This window comes from Methylorubrum salsuginis (genome assembly GCF_900114375.1).
Classification (GTDB): domain Bacteria; phylum Pseudomonadota; class Alphaproteobacteria; order Rhizobiales; family Beijerinckiaceae; genus Methylobacterium; species Methylobacterium salsuginis.
On record NZ_FOSV01000019.1, the window covers coordinates 63,765 to 87,760 of the forward strand.

General features: G+C 70.2%; 23 protein-coding genes. 11 read left to right on the forward strand and 12 right to left on the reverse strand.

Annotation, left to right across the window (positions count from 1 at the left end; translation table 11 throughout):
- Positions 1-17 precede the first annotated feature (17 nt).
- Both BM140_RS19230 and pdeM read left to right on the forward strand, forming a co-directional pair.
- A complete protein-coding gene (locus tag BM140_RS19230) occupies positions 18-2,564 on the forward strand; it encodes a ligase-associated DNA damage response DEXH box helicase (protein ID WP_091950085.1) in 2,547 nt (848 codons plus the stop codon).
- A gap of 36 nt (positions 2,565-2,600) precedes the next feature.
- Complete coding sequence (gene pdeM, locus BM140_RS19235; RefSeq protein WP_091950087.1) at positions 2,601-3,314, forward strand: ligase-associated DNA damage response endonuclease PdeM; 714 nt, start codon at positions 2,601-2,603, stop codon at positions 3,312-3,314.
- Between the two features lie 16 nt (positions 3,315-3,330).
- On the opposite strand, the gene BM140_RS19240 is transcribed toward pdeM, so the two are convergent.
- The gene (locus BM140_RS19240) at positions 3,331-3,534 is read right to left on the reverse strand and encodes a NepR family anti-sigma factor (RefSeq protein ID WP_091950089.1); all 204 of its coding nucleotides are present in this window, start codon (positions 3,532-3,534) and stop codon (positions 3,331-3,333) included.
- A 186-nt stretch (positions 3,535-3,720) separates the two neighbouring features.
- Here BM140_RS19240 and BM140_RS19245 point away from each other — a divergent pair, with 186 nt between their 5' ends.
- Together BM140_RS19245 and BM140_RS19250 are read left to right on the forward strand one after the other, a co-directional pair.
- Complete coding sequence (locus BM140_RS19245; RefSeq protein WP_091950091.1) at positions 3,721-4,524, forward strand: response regulator; 804 nt, start codon at positions 3,721-3,723, stop codon at positions 4,522-4,524.
- 406 nt (positions 4,525-4,930) lie between these two features.
- On the forward strand, positions 4,931-5,299 hold the full coding sequence (locus BM140_RS19250) for a hypothetical protein (RefSeq protein WP_091950141.1): 369 nt from the start codon (positions 4,931-4,933) through the stop codon (positions 5,297-5,299).
- A 20-nt stretch (positions 5,300-5,319) separates the two neighbouring features.
- On the opposite strand, the gene BM140_RS19255 is transcribed toward BM140_RS19250, so the two are convergent.
- On the reverse strand, positions 5,320-5,853 hold the full coding sequence (locus BM140_RS19255) for a CxxCxxCC domain-containing protein (protein ID WP_091950093.1): 534 nt from the start codon (positions 5,851-5,853) through the stop codon (positions 5,320-5,322).
- A gap of 117 nt (positions 5,854-5,970) precedes the next feature.
- Between BM140_RS19255 and BM140_RS19260 the strand changes: the two genes are divergently transcribed.
- The 3 genes from BM140_RS19260 (at position 5,971) to BM140_RS19270 (ending at position 8,891) form a co-directional block, all read left to right on the forward strand.
- A complete protein-coding gene (locus BM140_RS19260; protein ID WP_091950095.1) occupies positions 5,971-7,362 on the forward strand; it encodes an aminotransferase in 1,392 nt (463 codons plus the stop codon).
- Positions 7,363-7,719: 357 nt separating this feature from the next.
- Positions 7,720-7,929 (forward strand): hypothetical protein, encoded by a 210-nt coding sequence (locus BM140_RS19265; RefSeq protein ID WP_091950097.1) that lies wholly within the window; start codon positions 7,720-7,722, stop codon positions 7,927-7,929.
- Between the two features lie 44 nt (positions 7,930-7,973).
- Positions 7,974-8,891 (forward strand): metallophosphoesterase, encoded by a 918-nt coding sequence (locus tag BM140_RS19270; protein WP_091950099.1) that lies wholly within the window; start codon positions 7,974-7,976, stop codon positions 8,889-8,891.
- A 4-nt stretch (positions 8,892-8,895) separates the two neighbouring features.
- On the opposite strand, the gene BM140_RS19275 is transcribed toward BM140_RS19270, so the two are convergent.
- The 6 genes from BM140_RS19275 to BM140_RS19300 form a co-directional block, all read right to left on the reverse strand.
- Positions 8,896-9,171 carry a hypothetical protein gene (locus tag BM140_RS19275; RefSeq protein ID WP_091950100.1) on the reverse strand — a complete coding sequence of 92 codons (276 nt, stop codon included), beginning with the start codon at positions 9,169-9,171 and terminating at the stop codon, positions 8,896-8,898.
- A gap of 12 nt (positions 9,172-9,183) precedes the next feature.
- Entirely contained in the window at positions 9,184-9,396 is a 213-nt protein-coding gene (locus BM140_RS19280; RefSeq protein WP_091950102.1) for a hypothetical protein, read from the reverse strand.
- Positions 9,397-9,510: 114 nt separating this feature from the next.
- Positions 9,511-10,419, reverse strand: a complete 909-nt coding sequence (locus BM140_RS19285; RefSeq protein ID WP_091950103.1) for a DNA-3-methyladenine glycosylase family protein — start codon at positions 10,417-10,419, stop codon at positions 9,511-9,513.
- Positions 10,420-10,447: 28 nt separating this feature from the next.
- Entirely contained in the window at positions 10,448-10,735 is a 288-nt protein-coding gene (locus tag BM140_RS19290; RefSeq protein WP_091950105.1) for a hypothetical protein, read from the reverse strand.
- A gap of 155 nt (positions 10,736-10,890) precedes the next feature.
- Positions 10,891-12,051: a ribonuclease D gene (gene rnd, locus BM140_RS19295; RefSeq protein WP_091950107.1), complete on the reverse strand. Its 1,161-nt coding sequence runs from the start codon at positions 12,049-12,051 to the stop codon at positions 10,891-10,893.
- An 84-nt stretch (positions 12,052-12,135) separates the two neighbouring features.
- Complete coding sequence (locus BM140_RS19300) at positions 12,136-12,486, reverse strand: hypothetical protein (protein WP_425287070.1); 351 nt, start codon at positions 12,484-12,486, stop codon at positions 12,136-12,138.
- A gap of 177 nt (positions 12,487-12,663) precedes the next feature.
- On the opposite strand from BM140_RS19300, the gene BM140_RS19305 reads away from it, so the two are divergent.
- Complete coding sequence (locus BM140_RS19305) at positions 12,664-13,896, forward strand: D-alanyl-D-alanine carboxypeptidase family protein (protein ID WP_091950109.1); 1,233 nt, start codon at positions 12,664-12,666, stop codon at positions 13,894-13,896.
- A 70-nt stretch (positions 13,897-13,966) separates the two neighbouring features.
- Here the strand turns inward: BM140_RS19305 and BM140_RS19310 are convergent, their stop codons facing one another.
- Positions 13,967-15,829, reverse strand: coding sequence for an AsmA family protein (locus tag BM140_RS19310; RefSeq protein WP_091950111.1), 1,863 nt, complete (start codon positions 15,827-15,829; stop codon positions 13,967-13,969).
- 403 nt (positions 15,830-16,232) lie between these two features.
- Between BM140_RS19310 and BM140_RS19315 the strand changes: the two genes are divergently transcribed.
- The 3 genes from BM140_RS19315 to BM140_RS19325 all read left to right on the forward strand — a co-directional run bounded on the left by BM140_RS19315 (position 16,233) and on the right by BM140_RS19325 (position 18,293).
- Entirely contained in the window at positions 16,233-16,973 is a 741-nt protein-coding gene (locus BM140_RS19315) for a CoA transferase subunit A (RefSeq protein WP_091950113.1), read from the forward strand.
- A 100-nt stretch (positions 16,974-17,073) separates the two neighbouring features.
- On the forward strand, positions 17,074-17,733 hold the full coding sequence (locus BM140_RS19320; protein ID WP_091950115.1) for a 3-oxoacid CoA-transferase subunit B: 660 nt from the start codon (positions 17,074-17,076) through the stop codon (positions 17,731-17,733).
- A gap of 152 nt (positions 17,734-17,885) precedes the next feature.
- The gene (locus tag BM140_RS19325) at positions 17,886-18,293 is read left to right on the forward strand and encodes a hypothetical protein (protein WP_091950117.1); all 408 of its coding nucleotides are present in this window, start codon (positions 17,886-17,888) and stop codon (positions 18,291-18,293) included.
- Between the two features lie 230 nt (positions 18,294-18,523).
- Here BM140_RS19325 and BM140_RS19330 read toward each other — a convergent pair whose 3' ends face one another.
- The 3 genes from BM140_RS19330 to BM140_RS19340 all read right to left on the reverse strand — a co-directional run bounded on the left by BM140_RS19330 (position 18,524) and on the right by BM140_RS19340 (position 23,715).
- The gene (locus BM140_RS19330) at positions 18,524-21,211 is read right to left on the reverse strand and encodes a hybrid sensor histidine kinase/response regulator (protein ID WP_091950120.1); all 2,688 of its coding nucleotides are present in this window, start codon (positions 21,209-21,211) and stop codon (positions 18,524-18,526) included.
- A gap of 16 nt (positions 21,212-21,227) precedes the next feature.
- Positions 21,228-22,265, reverse strand: a complete 1,038-nt coding sequence (locus tag BM140_RS19335; protein WP_091950145.1) for an HD-GYP domain-containing protein — start codon at positions 22,263-22,265, stop codon at positions 21,228-21,230.
- A 121-nt stretch (positions 22,266-22,386) separates the two neighbouring features.
- Positions 22,387-23,715: a Tad domain-containing protein gene (locus tag BM140_RS19340; RefSeq protein WP_091950147.1), complete on the reverse strand. Its 1,329-nt coding sequence runs from the start codon at positions 23,713-23,715 to the stop codon at positions 22,387-22,389.
- Positions 23,716-23,996 lie beyond the last annotated feature (281 nt).

Below are 23,996 nucleotides of genomic sequence, written 5' to 3' on the forward strand. Positions count from 1 at the left end.
CGCCTTACCTGAGCGGTGTGCCCCCTTCCGATCTCCCGCCGCGTTTCGCCGACTGGTTCTCCGAGCGCGGCTGGCAGCCCCGCCCGCACCAGCTCGAACTTCTGGCAACCGTACGGGCCGGCCGCTCGGCGCTCCTCGTGGCCCCGACCGGAGCGGGCAAGACGCTGGCCGGGTTCCTGCCGAGCCTCGTCGAGCTGTCCGAGGCGGGGCGGGGCAAGGGGCAGGACAAGGGGCAAGGCAAGCGCGGGCTCCACACGCTCTACGTCTCGCCGCTCAAGGCCCTCGCCGTCGACATCGCCCGCAATCTCGATGCGCCGATCGCCGGCATGAGCCTGCCGGTTACGGTCGAGACCCGCACAGGCGACACCCCGGCCCACAAGCGCACCCGCCAGATCGCCCGCCCGCCGGATATTTTGTTGACCACGCCGGAGCAGTTGTCGCTGCTGTTGGCGCATCGCGAGGCCGAGGCATTCTTTGCCGGTTTGCGGACGGTGGTGCTCGATGAGCTTCACGCGCTGGTGACGTCGAAGCGGGGGGATCTGCTGGCGCTGGCGCTGGCGCGATTGCGCCGGCTGGCGCCGGGGCTACGGTCCATCGGCTTGTCGGCGACGGTGCGCGAGCCGGATGAACTGCGGAAGTACCTCGTGGCGCAACGCCAAAGCCCTCCCCCCTCTGCGGGGGAGGGAGGGGTTGGAGCCCCGGCGATGGCCGACCTCGTCGTCGCCACCGGCGGCGCCAAGGCCGACCTGCACATGCTGGACATCGGCCGCACGCTGCCGCTCGCCGGCCACACCGCCAAGCACGCCATGCCGGCGATCTACGACCTGATCCGCTCCCACCGGACCGTGCTGGTCTTCGTCAACACTCGCCTTCAAGCGGAGTACACCTTCCAGGAACTCTGGCGCCTCAACGACGACACCCTCCCCATCGCCCTGCATCACGGCTCTCTCGACGCCTCGCAGCGCCGCCGGGTCGAGGCCGCGATGGCGGCGGGGCAGCTGCGGGCCATCGTCTGCACCGCCACGCTCGATCTCGGGATCGACTGGGGCGATGTCGATCTCGTGGTCAATGTCGGCGCGCCGAAGGGGGCGAGCCGGATCATGCAGCGCATCGGCCGGGCCAATCACCGCATGGACGAGCCGTCCAAGGCGTATCTGGTGCCCGGCAACCGCTTCGAGATGCTGGAATGCCGTGCTGCCCTCGACGCCGTCGAGGAGGCCGCGCAGGACACGCCGGATGCCCGCATCGGCGCCCCCGACGTGCTGGCCCAGCACGTGCTCGGCATGGCCTGCGCCGACGCCTTCGATCCACTCGATCTCTACGACGAGATCGTCTCCGCCGCCCCCTATGCCGGCCTGTCCTGGGAGGATTTCGAGGCGGTGGTCGATTACGTCGCGACCGGCGGCTACGCCCTGCGGGCCTACGAGCGCTTCGCCAAGATCCTTAAAGGAGCCGACGGCAAATGGCGGGTGCGCGACGCGCGGGTCGCGCAGCAATACCGCATGAATGTCGGCACCATCGTCGAATCGACCCACGTCAAGGTCCGGCTGGCGCGGCAGCTCCGCGGCAAGCCCGGCACGGTCCTGCCGAAGACCGGCCGGGTGCTCGGCGAGATCGAGGAGGATTTTTGTGAGACGTTGACGCCCGGCGACACCTTCCTGTTCGCCGGCGAGGTGCTGCGCTTCGAGGGGTTGGCCGAGGACGAGTGCATGGCCACCCGCGCCGGCCCCGGCACCGATCCGGCGATTCCCTCCTATGCCGGCTCGAAATTTCCGCTCTCGACCTTCCTGGCCGCGCGGGTGCGGGCGATCATCGCCGACCCGTTCGAGTGGGACCGGCTGCCGCCCCAACTCGCCACCTATCTCGCGCAGCAGCGCCGCCACTCGATCCTACCCGGCGAGCGCGATCTTCTGGTCGAGACCTTTCCGCGCGCCGGCCGCTTCTATCTCACCGCCTTCCCGTTCGAGGGACGGCTCGCCCACCAGACCCTCGGGATGCTGCTGACCCGCCGGCTGGAGCGCGCCCGCCTGCGTCCGCTGGGCTTTGCCGCCAACGATTACGGCATCGCCATCTGGATGACGAAGGACGTGAGCGAGCGCATCGCCCTCTCGCCGGACTTCGTGGAGGCCCTGTTCGACGAGGACATGCTCGGCGACGATCTCGAAGCCTGGCTCGATGAATCCGCCATGATGAAGCGCACCTTCCGCCAATGCGCGGTGATCGCGGGGCTGATCGAGCGGCGGTTTCCGGGGCAGAAGAAGACCGGACGGCAGGTCACGATCTCGACCGACCTGATCTACGACGTGCTGCGCCGCCACCAGCCCGACCACCTGTTGCTGCGCGCCGCGCGGCAGGATGCGGCAACCGGACTCCTCGACGTGACCCGCCTCGGCATGATGCTGAGGCGCATCCGGGGGCGAATCATCCACCGATCCCTCGACCGGGTTTCGCCGCTCTCCGTCTCCGTCATGCTCGAAATCGGGCGTGAGCGGGTCTACGGGGAGGGGGCCGACGACATCCTGGCCGAGGCCGAAGCCGCGCTGCTCGAAGAGGCGCTCGGCTAAAGGCTCGCCCCTCCCAACCCGTTTGAGGATGCGACCTTGGCCCAGAGCCAACGACTCGAGAAGACCGTGAAGGGCACCGACCTGTCGCTCGCCGGAGAGGCGCTGAGCCTCGACCGCAGCGGCGCCCTGTGGCTGCCCGAACACCGCACGCTGGTCGTGTCCGATCTCCATCTGGAGAAAGGCTCGGCTTATGCCGCCCGCTCCGGCCAGTTCCTGCCGCCCTACGATACACGGGAGACGCTGGCGCAACTGCACGAGGCGGTGCAGCGGCTCGATCCGGCCTGCGTCGTCGCGCTCGGCGATTCCTTCCACGACGCCCGCGGCCCCGAGCGGATGGAGCCCGGCGACCGCGCCCTGGTCGCCGCCCTGCAGGAGGGGCGCGACTGGGTCTGGATCGCCGGCAACCACGATGCCGCGGTGAGCGAGGGCGTCGGCGGGCGCTATTGCGAGACGGTTTCGGTCGGCGGCCTGACCCTGCGGCACGAGCCCCTGGCCGGGGCGGAGGCGGGCGAGGTCGCCGGCCATCTTCATCCCTGCGGCAAGGTCTCGATGCGCGGGCGGTCCGTGCGCCGCCGCTGTTTCGTGAGCGACGGTCACCGCCTCGTCATGCCGGCCTTCGGCGCCTATGCCGGTGGGCTCAACGTGCGGGACACCGCCTTCGAGCCCCTGTTCCCGAAGGGTTTCACTGCCTACCTGCTGGGTGATGGGCGGGTCTTCGCCATCGGGAAGTCGATGCTCGGCCGGGATTGATCAGGCGCCGCCCGCGTCATTCGGATCCGGCCGGATCCGGCGTGTCGTCGAGGCGGGCGATCAGATCGCGGAAGCGGTCCGGAACCGGTTGCTGGAGGACGGTATCGTAGAGGGCGCGCAGCTGATGGCCGATGCGTTGCTGGGTCTGATCGTTCAACCCACCGCGCGTCGCAGCGGGCCGGTCGCCGGTAAGGTCGCCGGCCGGCTCGTCCTCGTTCATCCGTCGTCGATCCCCTTGGCGCCGCAGTGACTCGCCGCGATTGTGTTGCGGCTTGACATGAGTCATGGCTTCGGCAGCAACGCCGCCACACGGGTTCGGTTCCGGGCAGGGTCAGGAACGGACGGGGCGCCGCCGCGTTAGCGGCGCATCGATAACGACGAAGAGCGCAGAGGCTCAGGGGAATCCATGTCGACAGCACAACTGGTCGTGCAGCACCTGCCTTACCTGCGCCGCTACGCCCGCGCCCTCACCGGCAGCCAGGTGGCGGGCGACGCTTACGTGGCCGCGACCCTGGAGACCCTGGTCAACGAGCCCGAGACGCTCGGCCGCTCGACCAACGTCAAGGCCGACCTGTTCCGCGTCTTCACCCGGATCTGGAACTCGCTCTCGGTCAACGGCCACAGCGAGCAGGTGCAGCACGATCTCCCGGCGGAAGTCCGCCTCGGCCAGATCACGCCGCTGCCGCGCCAAGCCTTCCTGCTCTCCTGCCTCGAAGGGTTTTCGGAAGAGGATGCCGGCGTGATCCTCGACGTGGACGTCGCGAAGGTGCGCGACCTCGTCGACGAGGCCGGCCGCGAACTCGCCGCCGACATGGCGACCGAGATCCTCATCATCGAGGACGAGCCGCTGATCGCCATGGATCTCGAAGCCCTGGTCGAGGGCCTCGGCCACAACGTCATCGGCGTCGCCCGCACCCGCACCGAGGCGATCAAGATCGCGTCCGAGGGCAACCGCCCCGGCCTGATCCTCGCCGACATCCAGCTCGCCGACGGCTCGTCGGGCCTCGACGCCGTCAACGACCTGCTCAAGACCTTCGAGGTGCCGGTGATCTTCATCACCGCCTATCCCGAGCGCTTCCTCACCGGCGAGCGTCCGGAGCCGGCCTTCCTCATCGCCAAGCCGTTCCAGCCCGCCAACGTCTCGGCGGTCATCAGCCAAGCGCTGTTCTTCCAGCAGAGCGCCCGCCGCCGCGAAGCCCGCAGCGCCTGAGTTCTCTTCCGGGTTCAAACGAAAAGGGCGCCGATCCGGCCGGATCGGCGCCCTTTTCGCGTTCTGGATCGGCGGAAGGCAGGCACGAAAAAACGGGCCGGACTGCTGTCCGACCCGTTGGGAAGGTTCCGGCCGATGCACAAGGGGAATGCGGGGAGGACCAGATGGCCGGGTTGCTGTCTCAACGGTTCGCCGGGAGCAGGGTTCCGGATCAGTCGCTTTTTTCAAGCGCGCGGCATTTTGGCAACGCTTCAAGGCCGGTGAGGCGACCCCGCACCCCGCGAATCGCCAATCGGTTAACGCGCGCAATACTGTCCTGCATCGAAGCGGCACAGTGAAGGAACCGCAGAACGCGTGGCCGCGTTGTGCCGACATCCTGTCAAGCTCCCTTTCGGAGATCGCAAAGATGCTTCGGCCCGGCTTCGTTCTCGGCGTGACTGGTCCTGCTGCGATCCTCACCCTTCTGGTGTTGCCGATGGTACGCCACGGCGCCGATGCCCTGGCCGCACCGGCCTCCGCGCCGCGGCTCGCCCTGGAGGCGCCGGCGGCCACGCCGCTGCCGGGTCTGCGCCCCTACGACACCGCCATCAGCCCGATTCACGTCGCCACCGCGCCGCGTCCGCTCCACCGCCTCCAGCCCACCCCATCGACCCGCGAAGTGCAGGAGATGCCGGTGAAGCCCAAGCGCCTGACCCGCGAGGGCTGCGAGACGCCGATCAGCTCGCTCGCCGGCCCCGAGGCCCGCCGCATGGTGCCCGGCCGCTGCATGGCCTGAGCTGTCTGGCCCGATCGGCCTCAGCCCGACACCTTCTCGACATCCGCCGTCAGACCGCCCGGGCCCATCCGCTCGCGGGCGACCAGCCGGTCGCCAGGGCCGAAGGGGCCGAGCGGCACGTCCCGGTCCGGCAGCACCACGGTGGTCAAGCTGCCGACATGAACGAGCACATAGCGCTGTAGCGGCAGGGACGAGGCGGCCCAGCGCCGGAGCTGGTCGTGGTAGGGCGCCCGCTTCCAGGCATTGGCCTGACCCGGATCGACCTGCACGTTCATGAACCGGGTCACCGGATCGAGGCTGAGCACCATCTTGGCCCGGTCCGGGCGCCATTCCGGCCCCATCCAGCTTTCCGTCATCCAGAGGCAGTGGAACGCCCGGCAATGGTCCGGCCGCGACGCGTGGATGCCGCAGCCGGCGCCCGGCTTGAGGTGGCGGCACCAGCGTCCGGCCGGGCTCTCGACCGCGGGCACTTCGTAGACCTTGCAGCAGAGGGTGCAGGGGCCGCATTCCCGGCCCGCGGCGGGCGTCGCGACGATGGCGGCGGGGTCGAGCATCGATTTAGAAATTCCGGGCGGCGTGCGCGGGGGCGGCGCCTTCCTGAGCGGGATTGCGGTCGTTAGTGTGGCGGGCGTGCCGGCCGTTCCCGTCGGCGAAGCCGCCGGTCCGCCGCCATGCTGTCGAACATCGCCGCCCGCGACGTCGAGACCCTGATCCACCCCTACACCAACCTCTCCACCTTCCGGGAGACCGGCTCGCTGGTGCTGGAGCGCGGGCATGGGGTCTGGGTCTACGATTCGGACGGGCGCCCGTACCTCGAAGGCATGTCCGGGCTGTGGTGCACCGCGCTCGGCTACAGCAACGAGGAACTGGTCGAGGCCGCCGCCGAGCAGATGGGCAAGCTGCCCTTCGCCCACCTGTTCTCGGGCCGTAGCCACGATCCGGCGATCGAGTTGGCCGAGACGCTCAAGGAGCTGATGCCGGTCCCGACCTCGAAGATCTTCTTCACCTCGTCGGGCTCCGAGGCCAACGACGCGCAGATCAAGCTGCTCTGGTACATGAACAATGCGCTGGGGCGCCCGCTCAAGAAGAAGATCATCGGCCGCCGCAAGGGCTATCACGGCGTCACGGTGGCGACCGCCTCGCTCACCGGCCTGCCGGCCAACCACACCGACTGGGATCTGCCGATCCCCGGCTTCCTGCACGCCGCCTGCCCGCACCATTATCGCGGCGCCGAGCCCGGGGAGAGCGAGGAAGCCTTTTCCGAACGCCTCGCCGCCGAGTTGGAGGCGCAGATCCTCGCCGAAGACCCGGAGACGGTCGCGGCCTTCTTCGTCGAGCCGGTCATGGGGGCGGGCGGCGCCATCGTGCCGCCGGCCGGCTACTTCGCCGCGATCCAGCCGGTGCTGGAGCGCTACGAGGTGCGCCTCGTCGCCGACGAGGTGATTTGCGGCTTCGGCCGCCTCGGCACGTGGTTCGGTTCGGAGGCGCTCGGCATCCGGCCTCACACCCTGTCGTTTGCCAAGGCGCTGACCTCCGGCTACCTGCCGCTTGGCGGCATCAGCATCGACGAGCCGCTCTACCGCGCCATGCTCGACGAGAGCGTCAAGCTCGGCGGCTTCGGCCACGGCACCACCTATTCCGGGCATCCGGTGGCCTGCGCGGTGGCCAACCGCGCGCTCCACATCTACCGGCGCGACCGCATCGTCGAGCGCGCCGCCGAGAAGGCCCCGCATTTCCAGGCCAAACTCGCGTCGCTCGCCGACCATCCGCTCGTCGGCGAGGCCCGCGGGATCGGCCTGATCGGCGGCATCGAACTCGTGGCCGACAAGGGCGACAAGCGGCAATATGCTCCCAAGGCCGGGGTCGCGGCCCGCTGCGTCGCCTTCGCCCAGGACGAGGGGTTGATCGTGCGCTTCCTCATGGGCGACCGCATCGCCGTCTGCCCGCCGCTCGTCATCGAGACCGACGAGATCGACACCCTGTTCGAGCGCCTGCGCCGCGCCCTCGACCGCACCGCCGCCTGGATCGCCCATGAGGGCCTGGAGTCGATGCCGCCCGCCTGAGGTGTCACAATTGAATTTTGAATTCTGCGTGTCGCGGACGACACGGTCGAAGCTGCGCCTTCATCCGGTAAAATTCTGCTGAGTGCGCCGCAAGACCGCGAATGTTGCAGGGCAGTATCAGGCCGGGAAAAAAGGCACAGCGGAGTCCTGCTCATTTCGGCAGCCTGCTCGAAAATCAGCCTCCACCGGAACCTTAAGCTTCCGTTCAGGTGAAGGGATCGATCACTATGTCGCCGACTTCGCAATCTTGCCAAAAACGGATTGTTGAGTGGGCCCGAGCCCGGCCCTGATGCCGGGCGGATTTCGAGCCGAACCGGCCGCGCCCGGCCGTCCCGCCATCGAACCAGGACAGGACACATGTACGCCCCCAGCCGCACCTCGTCGTTCGCGATACAGTCGGGCACCGCCCGCGTGTCGGTGACCGAGGATCGCGAGAGCTTCCGCCCCGTGGCCCTGCCGGCGCTCGCCGCCGCCGTGCACGTGAACGCCGCCGCCGTGAAGGCGGCTCGCGCCAAGGCTGCCGGGAAAGTGTTTCGGATCGTCCACGAGGACGAGCCCGTAGACTGAGAAGCGGGGCTTGACGCCGCCGCCGGCCCGGTGGCTCTGGCGGCATGCTGATCCTCCCGACACGGCGTCAGGTGCTGACGGGCCTGGGCGCCTCCGCGCTGGGCCTCGGTACCTCGACCGGCGCCTACGCCTTCGTGATCGAGCCGCGCTTTCGGCTCGCCGTCACGCCCTATGCGCTGACGCCCCCGGGCTGGACGCCGGGGCTCGCCCTGCGGATCGCGATCATCGCCGACATCCATGTCTGCGAGCCGTGGATGCCCCTCGACCGCGCCGCCGAGATCGTCGACGCGACCAATGCGCTCGCGCCCGATCTCATCCTGCTGCTCGGCGATTATCCGGCTTCCCGCACGGTCACGTGGAAGCGGGTGCCGCTGCCCGATCTCGTCCGCCTGTTCGAGGGGCTCCGCGCGCCGCTCGGCACCTACGCGGTGCTCGGCAACCACGATTGGTGGGACGACCGAGACGCGATGCAAGCGCGGCGCGGACCGGTCGAATCGCGCCGCCTGCTGGAGGCGCGGGGCATTCCGGTGCTGGAGAACGACGCGCTGCGTCTGACCAAGGACCGGCATCCGTTCTGGCTCGCGGGGCTGGCCGACCAAGAGCCGTTCCTGCCGATGGGCGACCGGCGCAGCCTCGCGGACATCCCGGCAACCCTGGCGAAGGTCACCGACGACGCGCCCGTCCTGCTGATGGCGCACGAGCCCGATATCTTTCCGACGGTGCCGAAGCGGGTGTCGCTGACGGTGTCGGGCCATACCCATGGCGGGCAGATTCGCCTGTTCGGCGTGTCGCCGGCTCTGCTCGGCTCGTCCCGCGAGCGCTATGCCTACGGCCATGTGGTCGAGGACGGGCGCCACCTCATCGTCTCGGGCGGCCTCGGGGTCAGCAAGGTGGCGGTGCGCCTCGGCGTGCCGCCGGAGATCGTGCTGCTCACTCTCGGGCAGGCCGCGCCGGCGGCTTGAGACCCTACGATTCCAGGGCGTCGAGGTCGCGTAGCCCCGCCCATGTCTTCCAGTCGCCCCAGGCCTCGTTCAGCGCGGCGACCGCGCCCGGTCTGTCCCCGGCGACGCCGCCGCGGCGGAACGGCAGCCCGCCGATGTCGAGATTCATCCCCCAGGACCATTGTTCCGCGCCGGGCGCGGCGCTGATGCAGTCGATGCGCCCGACGATGAGCGCGCCGCTGGTGGCGAAATAGGTCTCCCGCGGATGGTCCTGCAGCCGGGTGAAGACGAGGACCGCCACGCCGCGAAAACCTCAGCGCCGACCGTGGGGCGGGACGTGCAGGAAGCTGCGCTCGCCGGTCGCCGCCTCGGCGACGTGCTGGATCGTGTCGAGCAGCTGCGCGATCGGCCGCGGGCCGTCCGCAGGGGTGAGCGATTGCGGGGCGACGCGGCGGCCGGCGGTGCGGCCGGCGACGATCTGCGCCTCGCTGAGGACATCGAAACTACGGCCGGCTCGTCGGGTCATGGCTCCTCCTGCGCTCGGCAGAATGTGCCCGGCCCATGGTAAACGGCACGTTAACCGAGGCCGCTCCCGAACGACAAGCGGGGCGGACAATCTCCGCTAAGTGCTTGAAAAAAATCAGATCTGGACGGCTGGCGCACCGCGGCGATCCGCATCCTCCGCCCAGAGATGGAGCGCGGCGTAGGCCCGCCACGGACGCCACGCCTCGGCCCGCGCCAGCAGCCCGGCGCGACTCGGGCGCCCGGCTCCGGAATCGAGGGCGCGCATCAGGCCGACATCGCCCGGCGGAAACGCGTCGGCTTGGCCCAGCGCCCGCATGGCGACGTAATGCGCCGTCCAGGGGCCGATGCCGGGAAGCGCCGTGAGCCGCGCCACGCTCGCCTCGAGATCGGGCCCCGGCGCCAACAGGTCGGGCGCATCGAGGACGGCGGCGGCGAGTCGTCGGATCGCCGATCCGCGGGCGCGCGGCATGTTGAGGATGAGCGACACGTCCGCATCGACGAGTTGCGCCGGCTCGGGGAAGGCGTGGGTCAGCCCGGGCGCGGAGACTTCCCCGGGGAGCGGCGTGCCGAAGGCGGCCACCAGGCGTCCGGCGAGCCGGGTCGCCGCCGCGACCGAGACCTGCTGCCCGAGGATCGCCCGCACGGTCAGCTCGAACGGATCGAAGGCGCCCGGTATCCGCAGGCCCGGTCGCCTCCGCACGAGATCGGCCATGAACGGGTCGTCGCCCAGGCCGTCGGAGAGGGCGGCCGGATCGGCATCGAGGTCGAACATCGTCCGGAGCCGCGCCAGCGCTGCGTCGCGGGCGCCCCTGTCCAAGCCCGGTGCGTCGAGGCGCACGTGCAGGGCCGGTTCTTCCGCGGCCGGTTCGACGTGCAGGATTCCAAACCCGCCGCCGAAGCGGACCGTACGACGGTAGGCTCCACCCGCCACGGTCTCGACGCCGGGGCTCGCGTGGTCGGACAGAAAGGCCGCGAGCCGCGTCCCATCGTAGGGCGGACGGAAGGGGAGGGCGTGGACCGTCATCGGCACAGGACGGCTGCCCCAAGAAACCTCAGACCAGCGCCACCGGCTCCGTCGCCTCGAACTCGGCGGTGTCGCCGACGAGGTCGGTGACCGAGATAGCCACGGCGCGCCCGTTCTTGAGGGTCAGCACCGAGTCCGGCACCAGCCAGATCGGGCGGAGCGCCGCGTAGGTGCCGGTCAGCGTTCCGTGCGCGGCGACCGCGCCGGAGCGGCGCTCGATCACCAGCTTGTAGCGCACCTTGGCCGTCGCCACGCCCTCGGCCGAGACCGTGCCGCGTCCGCTTGCGACCTGCAGGACTTCGTTCGGCTCGAACATGGGCGCGTGCCGCTACGCAAAACGGGATCAAGAGGCAAACGGAATTGCCTGTTAATCCCGAGGTACGGCATCGGACCAGTCCCGCCAAGGGGGAGGCGACGGCGTGCGTGGCTTTTCGGTGAATGTCCGGCGCGGTCGACACGCCTGCGTCGAACCTAGGGGGCCGGCACGTCCCGCACGACGACGCGGCCCCGCTCGACCGAGAGCGCCATGCGCCCGGCCTTCAGGGCCAGCGCCTTGTCGCCGAACAGGCCGCGGCGCCAGCCCTGAAGCACCGGCAGGTCGTCGGTCCCGTCCTCGGCGAGCGCTTCCAGATCGTCGACGGTGGCGATGATCTTGGGCGCCACGCCCTCGGCCTCGGCCACCGCCTTCAGCAGAACCTTGAGGAGATCGACCAGGGCGCCGTTGTTGCCGCCGCGGGTGCGGGCCCGTTCGGGAATGGCGATCTGCGACAGGTCGCGGGCGAAGCCCCGCTCGACCGCCGCCAGGATTTCACCGCCGGTGCGCGAGCGCTCGAAGCCGGCCGGGATCGTACGCAGGCGCCCCAACGCCTCGACGCTGCGGGGGGCGGCGGTGGCGATGTCGATCACCGCCTCGTCCTTGAGGATGCGCCCGCGCGGCACGTTGCGGCTCTGCGCCTCGGCCTCGCGCCAGCCCGCCACCTCCATCAGCACCGCGATCTCCCGCGGCTTGCGCATCCGGCCCGAGAGCCGCTTCCAGGCGAAGGCCGGATCGGCCCGGTAGGTCTCCGGCGATGTCAGCACCGCCATCTCCTCGTCGAGCCACAGGCCGCGGTCGGTGCGCAGCAGCTCGGCGGCCAGCACCTGATAGATCGTGACCAGATGGGTCACGTCGGAGAGGGCGTAGGCGAGCTGCGCCTCCGAGAGCGGGCGGCGCGACCAGTCGGTGAAGCGCGAGGACTTGTCGATGCGCGCCTTGGCGACGTCGTTCACGAGCTGCTCGTAGGAGACGGAATCGCCGTAGCCGCAGACCATCGCGGCGACCTGCGTGTCGAAGAACGGGTGCGGCAGCAGCCCGCCCATCAGCCAGATGATTTCGAGATCCTGGCGCGCCGAGTGGAACACCTTCACCACGCTCTCGTCGGCCATCAGGTCGAGAAAGGGCTGGAGGTCGATGCCCTGGGCGAGCGGATCGACGAGGCAGGCCGTGCCGTCCGGCCCCGCCATCTGAATCAGGCAGAGTTTCGGGTAATAGGTCGTCTCGCGCATGAACTCCGTATCGACCGTGACGAACGGCTGAGCGGCGAGGCGGGTGCAGGTCTCGGCGAGGGCCTGAGTGGTGGCGATCAATTCCATTGCACGGCTATACCGAACCTCCGCCGCCGCCGCGAGACGAGGCTAGGCGGATTTTCCGGCCGATTTCACGGCTATGAACCGATCTCAGGCGGCCCGGCGCGAGGCACGGGACGGGTCGGCGCGCCGTTGGGCCTCGGCCCGCGTCAGCAGCCAGTCGAGGATGCCGGTCTCGATCCGCTGGCCGGTTCGAACGTCGACGAGGCGCCGGATACGGTCGGCGCGCAGCCCCCGGTAGAGCCCATGAGCCCGGTCGGTGCCGCCGAGCAGCGTGCGGCCGGGCCCGAGCTTAAGCTCGCGCGCATCCAGCGTGCGGGTCGTCCAAGCGCCGCGGGCATCCTCGTAGACAACCTCGAAGGTGCCGGAAAGCGGCACGACCCGCCACGCCGAAGGCGCCGTCGGCGGGCGAGAAAAGTTGTGGAAATCCATGAGCTTCATATGGGATCGGCTTCGTCCGGCAACAAGCGGAGCCGGCGCCGTGGACAGCCGGGTTCCCGCAGGGGCGGCGCGCGCTTTTGCCCTTCGAAATCGTCATCGAACCAAGTTATGGTCACGCTTGTTCTAATGGAGGGTGCGCTCCCGCGGCGGGGGCCCGAACCCTTTCGAGAGGCGACCATGGTGACGCGACGGTTCCGGACGGCGTTCCTCGCGGTTCCGGCAATGCTGGCGCTGCTGCTCGGGCTCGGGGCCGTCTCGGCTTCCGCCCAGAGCTTCCAGACGGCGGCGCCGCACGCGATCCTGGTCGATTCCGAATCCGGCTCGGTCCTGTTCGAGAAGGCCGCCGACGAGCCGTTTTCCCCGGCCAGCATGGCCAAGCTGATGACCGCGGAAATCGTGTTCGGCGCCCTCAAGGAGGGCCGGCTCACCATGGACACCGAGTTCACGGTGACCGAGGACGCGTGGCGCCGCGGCGGCGCGGGCGGCGGCGGCTCGTCGATGTTCGCTCAGGTCAACAGCCGCATCAAGCTGTCGGACCTCCTGCGCGGCCTGGTCGTCCAGTCGGGCAACGACGCGGCGATCACCATCGCCGAAAACATGGCCGGCACCGAGGAGGCGTTCGCCGGCATCATGAACCGTCGTGCCAAGGAGATCGGCATGACGCGCTCGACCTTCCGCAACGCCACCGGCTACTCGGCGCCGGACCAGAAGGTCACCGCCCGCGACATGGCGCGGCTCGCCCAGCACCTGATCGACACCTATCCCGAATACTACAAGATCTATTCCGAGCGCGAATTCACCTGGAACAAGATCAAGCAGCAGAACCGCAACCCGCTGCTCACCCTCGACATCGGCGCCGACGGCCTCAAGACCGGCTATCTGGAGGAATCCGGCTACGCCCTCACCGGCTCGGCGGTGCAGAACGGCCAGCGCCTGATCATGGTGGTGTCCGGCCTCAAGACCGCCCGCGATCGTGCCTCGGAGACGCGCAAGCTGATGGAGTGGGGCTTCCGTGCCTTCGAGCCGCGGCAGGTCTTCGCGCAGGGCGAGACGGTGGCCGACGTGTCGGTGTTCGGCGGCGAAAAGGGTTCGGTCCCGGTCGTTCCCAACAAGCCGGTGCGCCTGCTGCTGCCCCGCGGCTCTTCGGAGAAGGTCTCGGCCCGCGTCGTCTATCAGGGACCGCTCGCCGCGCCGGTGGAGCAGGGCCGCGAAGTCGCCCGCCTGCGCGTCACCCGCGGCGACACGCTGGCGCTCGAGCAGCCGCTCTATGCGGGCGAAGCGGTGGCCGAGGGTACGCTGACCCAGCGGGCGATGGACGCGGCCATGGAAGTCGGCACCGATCTGATCCGCAAGGCATTCGAGAAGGCGAAGGGCGGCTCGCAGGCTGGGACGCCGAACGGGAATTCCTGATTTCCGTCGACGCCTCGCTCCCGCCAACGGCGGGGACCGACAGGCCCCTGTCCGGGAGACGACGCGAAGGTTATTGCGCCGAGGCCGGCGCGTAGGCCCGGATGCCGAGCGGCAGGTCGGCGCCGGGGCGGCGGAACCGGTCGTCGGTGGTCTCGGCGGCGCGGGCCATGATCGCGGGGCCGACCCGCACGGCATCCCACGGACCCGTCAGTGCGAAGGAGGCGGCTGTGCGGGTCGTGCCCTGGCCGACCGACCGCGGCGCGACCTCCGCCCGCGCCTCGACGCGGCGGCGCGCGAGGTCGAGGCGGCCGCTGAGGGAGGCGGTAACCCCGCGGGCGGCGACGCTTCCCTCCACCACCTCGCCGACGCCGTCGGAGAACAGCAGCGACAGGGCAGCGTGCTCGTAGGGGGTGCGGGCATTATGGCGGGCGGTCGCGCCGCTGCGCTGGAGCGTGTCGGCGAGATCGAGCCCCGTGATCACGCCGTCCTCGCTGCGCAGGGCGAGGCGACCCGTCACGCTGGCGGCGAGGCTGCCGGCGTCACGGCCCGACCCCTCCAGAACGAGGCTGCCGCGGGTGGCACCCTGCACCCAGGGCGTCGTGCCGAGATCGTCCATGAGGGCGCCCAGATCGATGTCCTCCACCTGACCCTGCGCCTTCACGCGGGTCGTCGCGCGGTCGTCCTCGTCGGAGACCAGGACGATGCGGCCCTTCGCCGTTCCACCGCGCAGGGCCGCCCGGCCGAGGGACGCCTCGATCCCGCTCTCGCGCACCATCACGCCGCAGGCGAGGTCGGTGATGGGGAGCGGGCCGATCCGGGCGTTGCTCGCCGAGATCCGCAGGTCGAGATCGCCGCTGGTGAGCGGGGCGAGCGCGAGCGATTGGGCGCGCCAGGCCTGCGGGTCGGCGCTGCCGTCGAAGCCGGTGAGCCGCAACAGCCCGGCGAGCAGCGGCGAGAGGTTGAGGCTGTCGGCCGCCAGCGTCGCCTGCACGGCGGTGCGGCCGGGGCCGAAATCCGCCGAGCCCGCCCCTTCCAGCACGTTGCCGCCGGTGGTCACCTTGACTCTGGGGAACTGGATCTCGCGGGAGGCGGCCTCGAAGGTGCCGTCCACGGCGAGGTCCTCGGCCAGCGGCGCCAGGGCGATGTCGCCTCCGGTCCAGGCCAGGGTCTGGGCGAGCGAGCGGATACGGAGGGCACCGTTCCCGGTCGCCTTGAGGCCGTCCTCACCGAGGCTGCCGCTGCCCTCCGCGGCGAGCGAGCCGGCGGGCCATGCGAGGTTGGCGGAGAACGGGCTGGTCTGGCCGGCGAACAGGGCCCGCGGCTGAAGCTCGGAAAGGGCGAACCGCGCCCGCGTGCCGTTCCAGGTGAGCGCGCCGGACAGCGCGAGGCTCGCGCGCCACGCCACCGTCAACTCGACGTCGCGGGCGGTCTGACGGGAACCGTCGCGGGGGTCGCGCCCGGTCACGGTGGTGCGGGTCAGGACGAGGCGGCGGGGATGGGCGCCGTTCTGTGCGAGCCCCCCGGCCAGACGCGCGGCGGCCCCGCTCCAACGGGTGTCGTCGTCGCCCTCGGGGAGGTGGATCTCGGCGCCGTCGAGGCTCAGCGACTCGACCGACACGCGCCCGGTCAGCAGGGCCGCGGTGTCGAGTTGGAGTGCGAGCCGCCCGCCTTCCGCGAGCACGGCCCCGGACGTTTTGCCCTCGTCCTTGCCGGCCCACAGGCGCACATCGGAGAAGGTGATCCGGGGCAGCGGAAGAAGCACGATTTCGGCGGGACCGCCCGCGCTCAGCGACACGCCCCAGCTCTCTTCCAGACCGCGGCCGACGAAGCGGGCGACGCCCGGCGCTTCGACGGTCCAGGGCAGGCAGGCGGCGATCAGCCCGGCGGCGACACATCCGAGACCGAGTGCGGAGAGGGTGCGGCGCGGCGACATGATACTCCGGGTGGGGAGGAAACGAATCGGGTGCGGCCTGGACCGGATCGGCGAGGGAGTGGGTCCGCGCCCGCTCGAAGACGTCTCCACGAAGGACCGCCACCGCGTCATCGCGGAAGAAGGTCGTCGGAGATCAACGTCTAGCGGTCGATCGGCGGGTTGTCTCTCGCCGTGCGGCGGCACGGACCGGATATGCAGAGCTTCCTGACACCTCTTCGGGCGCCCCCGCCACCGTCTCTTCCCGGCAATTGCGTCGCCGGTTTGACGAACGCCCTGTTGCAGTGCACATCCCCCGATATGCACCGATCGGGGCCCCGGCCCGCCGCGGGGACATGACCGCGCCGGCTCCAGCGCCACGAAACCCGGGCGAGCGACGTCGAACGACGACGGAAGGACGGTTTCGATGAAGAAGGTACATCCGGACCCGAAGGCGGCGCTGGCGGGCCTGCTGCGCGACGACATGACGGTCATGTGCGGCGGCTTCGGCCTGTGCGGCATCCCGGACGAGCTGATCGAGGCGATCCGGGAATCCGGCGTGAAGGGCCTGACCGTCGTCTCCAACAATGCCGGCATCGACGGCGTGGGCCTCGGCAAGCTGCTGGAGACCCGCCAGGTGCGGAAGATGATCTCGTCCTATGTCGGCGAGAACAAGGAGTTCGCCCGGCAGTATCTCGGCGGCGAGCTGGAGATCGAGTTCAATCCGCAGGGCACGCTGGCCGAGCGCATCCGCGCCGGGGGCGCGGGCATCCCGGCCTTCTTCACCAAGACCGGCGTCGGCACCAAGGTCGCCGAAGGCAAGGAAGTGCGCGAGTTCGACGGTGAGCATTACGTGATGGAGCGCGGCCTCGTCGCCGACCTCGCCATCGTCCACGCCTGGAAGGGCGATACGGAGGGCAACCTCGTCTACCGCAAGACCGCCCGCAACTTTAACCCGATGATGGCCACCGCCGCAGAGGTGACGGTGGCGCAGGTCGAGCACCTCGTCCAGCCGGGCGAGATCGACCCCGACCACATCCACACGCCGGGCATCTTCATCGGCCGCATCATCCACGTGCCGACCCGCGAGAAGCGCATCGAGCAGCGCACAGTGCGCAAGCGCAAGGAGCCCGATACGGCGGCGGCCGCTGGCGGCGGCCAGATCTGATTCTTTCTTGAAATTCGGCCGAGAGGCCTTTTCGCGCGATGCCGCCGCCGGATGGCCGGGCGCGTCGCCCCGATGGTGCCAACGAGGAAAGACCGCAAAAATGGCCTGGACCCGCGAGCAGATGGCGGAGCGCGCCGCGAAGGAGCTGCAGGACGGCTTCTACGTCAATCTCGGCATCGGCATTCCGACGCTGGTGTCGAACTACATCCCGGACGGCATGTCGGTGCAGCTCCAGTCCGAGAACGGCATGCTCGGCATGGGCCCGTTCCCGTTCGAGGGCGAGGAGGACCCCGACCTCATCAACGCCGGCAAGCAGACCATCACGGCCCTACCGACGACGAGCTACTTCTCCTCGGCCGATTCGTTCGGGATGATCCGCGGCGGGCATATCGACCTGTCGATCCTCGGTGCCATGCAGGTTGCCGAGAACGGCGACCTCGCCAACTGGATGATTCCCGGCAAGATGGTGAAGGGCATGGGCGGCGCCATGGACCTCGTCGCCGGCGTCAAGAAGGTCGTCGTGGTGATGGAGCACGTCGCCAAGAACAAGGACGGTACCGAGGCGCCCAAGCTCCTCAAGGCCTGCGACCTGCCGCTCACCGGCACACAGGTGGTCGACATGGTCATCACCGATCTCGGCGTCTTCACCATCGACAAGAAGGGCGAGGGCGGCATGACCCTGGTCGAACTCGCCGACGGCGTCACCGAGGACGAGATCCGCGCCAAGACCGAGGGCGCCTTCAAGGTCGCGTTGGCCTGAGGCCGGCCCTTTTCGGGACGATTCCGGCGACCCTGCGGGTCGCTATGGCTAAGCCGACATTAAGCCGTTTCGTCGAATGCTGCGCACCGGCCGGCAAGGCGCCTCGAGAGCGCCCCGGCCGTGAGTTTGCAACGACGAGAGGCTTTTCGCGTATGCGTAGCGTTGCGGGAACGGACAACGTCATTCCTTTCCGCCGTCCGGCGCCGGTTCGGACGACGGATTTCGGAGGCTTCGAGCCTGAGGCCGGGCCGCGCAGCCGTTCACGGGCGGACCAGCGCAGCCTGATGGACGCGGTCTACGCCACCGGCAGCCTGCGGGTGCCCGCGGGCGACCGCGAGACCAAGCTGATCGCCTCCCGCCTGCAGGTCTATGGCTTCCTCATCATCGAGGAGATGGACGAGGACGGCGCCCTGCGCCGCCTGCGCCCCTCGGAATCGATCCGCGCTCGCGCCGAGCGCCCCTGGCGCCTGTCGAAGGCCAGCTACGGCGGCGCGAACCTCGCCGTCACGATCCCGTCGGTGGACGATTTCCTGTTCGAGCCGACGGGAATGCCGGTCTGACCGGACCGCCGCCCTTTCGCTGACTCGCTCTTTCCGCGGCTGTCGGCCGGCGCTCACGGCGCCGGGCGGCGGCCGCGCATGCGTTTCGTGCGAACCGGATCGAGAGCGCGTTTCCCGGCGCGATCGCCGCGAGACATCGCCCGGGAACAGGATGTGGCATTCTCCTCACCCGAGGGGGAGGGGCCCCGCGCTCTTCATGGTTTGCGTAGGCCCGGCTGCACCGAACGGGCTCAGCCCGCCGTTCCGGTCGCCCGCACCTCCGGGGATCCGATCCGGGCCGCCAGCGCCACCAGCGTTTCGGCAAGCAGCGCCGGCAGGGCCTTGGCGTCGCCCGTCGCCGCGCCGGCCCGGGCCGAGGCCTCGATGGCACCGGCCGTGTCCTTCATCCGCGCCGCGCCGATATTGGCACTCATCGACTTGAGGCTGTGGGCGGCACGCGCCGCGGCCGGGGCGTCGCCGCTGCCGAGCGCGGCTTCCAGATCGGCCAGCGCCCCGGGCGCCTGTCGGGCGTAGAGGCGCAGGACATGGGCCACGAAATCGCGGTCGCCGAGTTCGTCGAGGTTGGCCAGTGTCTGCTCGTCGAGCAGCGCGCCGACGGGGGCGGCCGGTGCCGGTTCGGTCTCGGGCGATGGGGGCTGCGCCGTCACCTCTTGCTGGGCGACGTGACGGGCCAGCACCGCGGCGAGTTGGGCGAGGGTGAAGGGTTTGGCGAGCATCCCGTCCATGCCGGCCGCCTGCCACGCGACCGCGCCGTCGCCGACGACATGGGCCGTGAGCGCGACGATCGGCACGCGGGCCGCGCCGCTCTCGGCCTCGCGGGCGCGGATGGCGGCGGATGCGGAAAAGCCGTCGAGGACCGGCATGCTGCCGTCCATCAGGATCAGGTCGAACGCGTTCGCCGCGCTCACCGTCACGGCCGCCGCGCCGTCCTCCACGCAGGTCACGTCGGTGACGCCGAGCCGCGACAGGGCCTCGGTCGCGACCTCGCGGTTGACCGCGCTGTCGTCGGCCACGAGCACCCGGGCTCCGGCGAAGGAGGGGAGGGCGGCGGTCCGCGCCTCCGCCTCGCGAACGGGTGCGACCGCGGTGAAGGGCGTGCCGCTGGACAACGCCGCGAGTACCGGGCGCCATTCGGACTGGACGAGAGGCCAGCGCATCAGCTCGTCGGCGAGCCCGCGCTCCAGAAGGTCGGGACCGGCGGGATCGCCGATCGGCACCAGGGCGACGATGCGGGAAGCCGCGTCCGGGCGGCGGCCCAGCGCCGCGAGTTCGGAGGCGAGCGCGATGCGGTGGGCGCCCGCCCCGCTCCCGAGCCGGAAGCCCGCGACGGAGAGGTCGGCTTCCATCACCGCGCGGGTCGCGCTGCCCACAGCGCCGAGGCTGATCGCATCGGGCAGACCCGTGGCGAGGCGCGTCGTCGGTTCGGCGGGTACGGCGCCGTCCACCGGGATGCGCGCCCAGAAGGTCGAGCCCTCGCCGATCCGGCTCTCGACGCCGACGCTCCCGCCCATTGCCGCGATCAGCCGCTCGGCGATCGACAGGCCGAGCCCGGTGCCGCCGAACCGGCGGGTGGTCGATTGGTCGGCCTGGGAGAAGGCGGTGAAGATCTGGCCGAGCCTGTCTTCCGGGATGCCGATGCCGGTGTCGCTGACGCTGATGCGGAGCGCATCGCCTTCCATCGCCATCCGGACGAGGACGTGGCCGGCGCCGGTGAACTTGAGGGCGTTCGAGACGAAGTTGCCGAGCACCTGCCCGAGGCGCACCGGATCGCCCAGGAGGGTCGCGGGGACATCCGGCGCTACCTGCGCGGCGAGGTCGAGGCCGGCGACGCGGGCGCGCTCGCCGAACAGCGTCACGACGGTGTCGGCCACGTCGCGGGGGCTGACCGGGATACGCTCCACCTCCAGCTTGCCCGCCTCGACCTTGGCGAAGTCGAGGATGTCGTTGATGATCGCCAGCAGCGATTGGCCGGAGCGCGCGATGACCTTGGCGTAGCGCTGCTGGCGCGGCGGCAACTCGGCGTTGGCCAGCAATTCGGCCATCACCAGCATGCCGTTCATCGGCGTGCGGATCTCGTGGCTCATCGTGGCCAGGAAGGTGGACTTGGCGGCGTTGGCCGCGTCCGCGCTCTGCTTGGCCTCGAACAGGTCGGCGGTGCGGAGCGCCACCTCGCGTTCCAGCCCGGCGCCATGCTCGGCGATGGCACGGTCGCGCTCGTTGACCGCGCCGAGCAAGGCGTTGAACGTCTTGGCCAGCCCCTCGACCTCCTCGCCGCCCTGGATCGTTGCGCGCTGCGTGTAGTCGTGGTGCCGGCGCACGCCGTCCATGGTGGTGGCGAGCGCGGCCAGCGGGCGCGTGACCGAGCGTTGCAGCCGCAGCGACACGCCGAGGCCAAGGCCCAGGGCCAGGAGTCCGGCGACGAGCGCGGTGCGGGCGACCTCCCCGATGCGGGCCGCGAGATCGCGCGAATCCGAGACGATGACGACGCGTCCGACCGCGCGGGCGGTCTCGATCACCGGCACGCTGACGCGGAGCGTCCGGGTCGTCATCAGGTCGAGGGGCGAGACCGAGCCCTTGTCGAGATCAATGTCGTCCGAGAGGCGCAGCCCGATGCCCTGCTCGGCGAGGATTCCGTTGCCGTCCTCGATCGCCGCGTAGATCACCGCGCCGTCACCCGCGACCGCGCGGAGCGTCGCGAGCGCCGCGGCTTCGTCGCTCCGTGCGGTCGCCTCGGCGGCGGCGGCGGCGATGACCTGGGCGGTCATGCGCAGGGCGTCGCGCTTGTCGGCGGCGTAGCGATCGACCTCGCGCCACGCCGACAGGCCGGTGGCGAGGAGGAGCGCTCCCGTCACCGCGCCCGCGACGATCAGGGCGAGCCGGCCCGCCAGCGAGCGGAGCGGATTGAGGGAGGTGCGCATCGACCGAACCGTCCGGTCAAGCCGCGAAGCTGCGACACTGGGCCTGCACGTCGTCCCAGCCGGCCAGGAAGGCGTTCACGCAGGCCGGATCGAAATGGCTGCCGGCGTTCTCCCGAAGGAAGGCCGCCGCGGCTTCCGGCGTCCACGGCTTCTTGTAGGGCCGCTCGGAGACGAGGGCGTCGAACACGTCGGCCACGGCGACGATGCGTCCGCCGAGCGGGATCGCCTCGCCCTTCAGCCCGGAGGGATAGCCGGTGCCGTCCCAGCGCTCGTGATGGCTCGCGGCGATCTCGGCGGCGAGCTGCACCACCTCGGACGAACTGCCCTGCAGGATGCGCCGGCCGCGGTCGGCGTGCTTCTCCATCTCCCGGCGCTCCTCGGCCGAGAGCGGACCGTTCTTGAGGAGGATCGAATCGGAGAGCCCGATCTTGCCGACGTCGTGCATGGTCGAGGCGAGGCCGATGCGGGCCACCTCCGCCGAGGGGAGCCCGAGATTACGGGCGATCACGGTGGCGTAGGCGGCGACGCGGGCGATGTGGTCCCCGGTATCGGTGTCGCGGTGCTCGGCGGCGCGCATGAGCAGCGCGATGATCTCGCGCTCGCGCGCCTCGCAGGCGGCGACCGCGGCGGCGACCTCGCGGGCGAGGATCGCCGAGCGCTCCTGCTCCCGGCGGTGGGCGCGGGACAGGCGCAGCAGATTCGTCACCCGTGCCCGGATCTCGACCGGATCGGTCGGCTTGCCGAGGAAGTCGGTGGCGCCGCGCTGGAGCGCCTCGCGGCGCAGACTCTGCTGGTCGAGGCTCGTCACCATCACCACCGGCACGTGGGTGAAGCCCGGCACGGCGCGGGCGGCGGCGATGAATTCGAGCCCGGTCATGCCCGGCATGTCGTAATCGGTGATGGCGATGCCGATCCGGGCCACGTTCGCGCGCAGATAGGCGAGCGCGAGCGCCGGCTCGGTGAAGTCCACCGCGCGGCAACCCGGCACCGGAGCGAGCGCGCGGGCCAGCAGCAGGTTGTTCATCTCCGAATCGTCGAGGATGAGCGCGATCAGCGGCTCGCCGTCGTCGAGGCTGGCCTCATGACCGAGTTCGGCCGGGAGGGCGTCGGTCCGCATCGATGACGGCTGGTCCATGGTCGCCTCCGGCCGGCGAACCGGCCCGTCGCTGGCTTGGTCACTGGGTGAGCCGGAGCCGCCCCGAGACCGGGCCGACTCCGGCAGGCACCGGCACGTTGCTGCTCGAGTACTGCGTGTTGAGATACAGGTTCGGTCCTTTATAAAGATTAATCTGCTGAGCGACGACGACGGTGTAGGCCGACATGTCCGCCACGGGTTTTTCGGCGTCGATCACGAGCCGTCCGGTCGGCAGGTGGATGGTGCCGAGCATTGTGCGGGCGTTGTTGCTGATGATGCGGTAGATGCGCATCGGACTCGTGGCGCCCAGCGGCGGGGGCGTCGGCGTGATGTGCTTATGATCGTGAAGGCAGGTGTTCAGCGCCGGATCGACCGGGTGCTCGACCGAAGGCACTTCCGACATGAGGATACCGGCCATCGGTCCGCTCGTCGGGGCCGTGAGGCTGATCGTGGTGCCGCGGTCGAACAGCAAGCCGCCTCTGTCGCCCGTGAAATAGAAGCCGACACCGGTTCCCTGCAGCGTCGCTTGCATCTCGACGAGCAGCGGTCCGTCCCGCATCACGTAGATGCCCGGCTTCAGCGTGACGACGGCATTCTCCGAGATGTGAAGCCCGCCGCAATAGGTCCCCGGTTCCAGGGTGGTCGATGTCGTCACCGTGTTGGGCACAGCTCCGTTCGGCCGCACCTGCTGGTGGGGATGTCCGGGATGTCCGGGCAGAGCCTGGCACTCCCCGATCTCGGGAGGGCGACGGCCGCGCAGGGGATCCTGGATGGCGGGGCAGCGCACCTGCGGAGTGGGCGTGAAGTTGGCGCGGGCGTTCAGATACCCCCCCGACGAGCAGATCGTTTCGGCGCGGACCCTCGCGTTGTCGAGGCCGACCAAGCCCGATTCGCTCACGGAGTTGGAGTAGAGCGCGCATCCGCGCGCCGTGACCTGCGAATCCCGTTGCAGGGCGAAGGCGCCGGCTGCCGAGGGTTCGAGGGCGAGCATGCACAGACGCATCCTGCCCACCACGCTGGCCCTGGCCTGCGCGGAGATCGCCATCGTGCGCAGGCCGACGAAGGGACCGAACATCAGCTTGATGGTCTGCTCCGCCCGCGCCGTGACGCTGGTCCTGTCGGGGGCGACGCTGACTTGGACCGCGACCGGCGCATCCTGGCCCGCCTTGGCTTCGGTCTCGATGGTCTGCCTCGTCAGGCCGATGATGGAATCGTTGTTCGAGACGACGAGCTTGAGGGCGTTGCCGCCGGCCATGACGCCGGCATCGACCGCGCTCTGGAGGTTGCTGCGGGACGAGACGAGCCGGGCGTAATCCATCGCGCCGCCGACCATCGCGACGAGGGTGGTCGCCGCGAGACCGAAGATCACGGCGACCGATCCGTGATCGTTGCCCGGCAGGCGCCGCGCCGCCCACCGCCAGCGCGGCGACCGCCGTGCCCCCCCATCGTTCGCCCCCACAGCCATCGCCACCGCCGATTTCGACCCGCGTCAGGGTGAAACCGTAAGGATCACAGGATTAATGTAAGTTATCACGGAAGCGTGAAACTCGGTCCCCTCGGCGCATGGCTGGAATGCCGAGGGTGTCTCTTCGGGCACCGGCCTTCCTCTTGGCTTCGCCCCAAACGCCGCTTTCTCCTTTCGAAAGCGTG

What these genes read in the sequence shown, in the direction of transcription:
- BM140_RS19240 (WP_091950089.1), bottom strand. Translation starts at nt 3,534, where the DNA reads ATGAACGAGGACGAGCCGGCCGGCGACCTTACCGGCGACCGGCCCGCT.
- BM140_RS19245 (WP_091950091.1), top strand. Translation starts at nt 3,721, where the DNA reads ATGTCGACAGCACAACTGGTCGTGCAGCACCTGCCTTACCTGCGCCGC.
- BM140_RS19250 (WP_091950141.1), top strand. Translation starts at nt 4,931, where the DNA reads ATGCTTCGGCCCGGCTTCGTTCTCGGCGTGACTGGTCCTGCTGCGATC.
- BM140_RS19255 (WP_091950093.1), bottom strand. Translation starts at nt 5,853, where the DNA reads ATGCTCGACCCCGCCGCCATCGTCGCGACGCCCGCCGCGGGCCGGGAA.
- BM140_RS19260 (WP_091950095.1), top strand. Translation starts at nt 5,971, where the DNA reads ATGCTGTCGAACATCGCCGCCCGCGACGTCGAGACCCTGATCCACCCC.
- BM140_RS19265 (WP_091950097.1), top strand. Translation starts at nt 7,720, where the DNA reads ATGTACGCCCCCAGCCGCACCTCGTCGTTCGCGATACAGTCGGGCACC.
- BM140_RS19270 (WP_091950099.1), top strand. Translation starts at nt 7,974, where the DNA reads ATGCTGATCCTCCCGACACGGCGTCAGGTGCTGACGGGCCTGGGCGCC.
- BM140_RS19280 (WP_091950102.1), bottom strand. Translation starts at nt 9,396, where the DNA reads ATGACCCGACGAGCCGGCCGTAGTTTCGATGTCCTCAGCGAGGCGCAG.
- BM140_RS19285 (WP_091950103.1), bottom strand. Translation starts at nt 10,419, where the DNA reads ATGACGGTCCACGCCCTCCCCTTCCGTCCGCCCTACGATGGGACGCGG.
- BM140_RS19290 (WP_091950105.1), bottom strand. Translation starts at nt 10,735, where the DNA reads ATGTTCGAGCCGAACGAAGTCCTGCAGGTCGCAAGCGGACGCGGCACG.
- rnd (WP_091950107.1), bottom strand. Translation starts at nt 12,051, where the DNA reads ATGGAATTGATCGCCACCACTCAGGCCCTCGCCGAGACCTGCACCCGC.
- BM140_RS19300 (WP_425287070.1), bottom strand. Translation starts at nt 12,486, where the DNA reads ATGAAGCTCATGGATTTCCACAACTTTTCTCGCCCGCCGACGGCGCCT.
- BM140_RS19305 (WP_091950109.1), top strand. Translation starts at nt 12,664, where the DNA reads ATGGTGACGCGACGGTTCCGGACGGCGTTCCTCGCGGTTCCGGCAATG.
- BM140_RS19310 (WP_091950111.1), bottom strand. Translation starts at nt 15,829, where the DNA reads ATGTCGCCGCGCCGCACCCTCTCCGCACTCGGTCTCGGATGTGTCGCC.
- BM140_RS19315 (WP_091950113.1), top strand. Translation starts at nt 16,233, where the DNA reads ATGAAGAAGGTACATCCGGACCCGAAGGCGGCGCTGGCGGGCCTGCTG.
- BM140_RS19320 (WP_091950115.1), top strand. Translation starts at nt 17,074, where the DNA reads ATGGCCTGGACCCGCGAGCAGATGGCGGAGCGCGCCGCGAAGGAGCTG.
- BM140_RS19325 (WP_091950117.1), top strand. Translation starts at nt 17,886, where the DNA reads ATGCGTAGCGTTGCGGGAACGGACAACGTCATTCCTTTCCGCCGTCCG.
- BM140_RS19330 (WP_091950120.1), bottom strand. Translation starts at nt 21,211, where the DNA reads ATGCGCACCTCCCTCAATCCGCTCCGCTCGCTGGCGGGCCGGCTCGCC.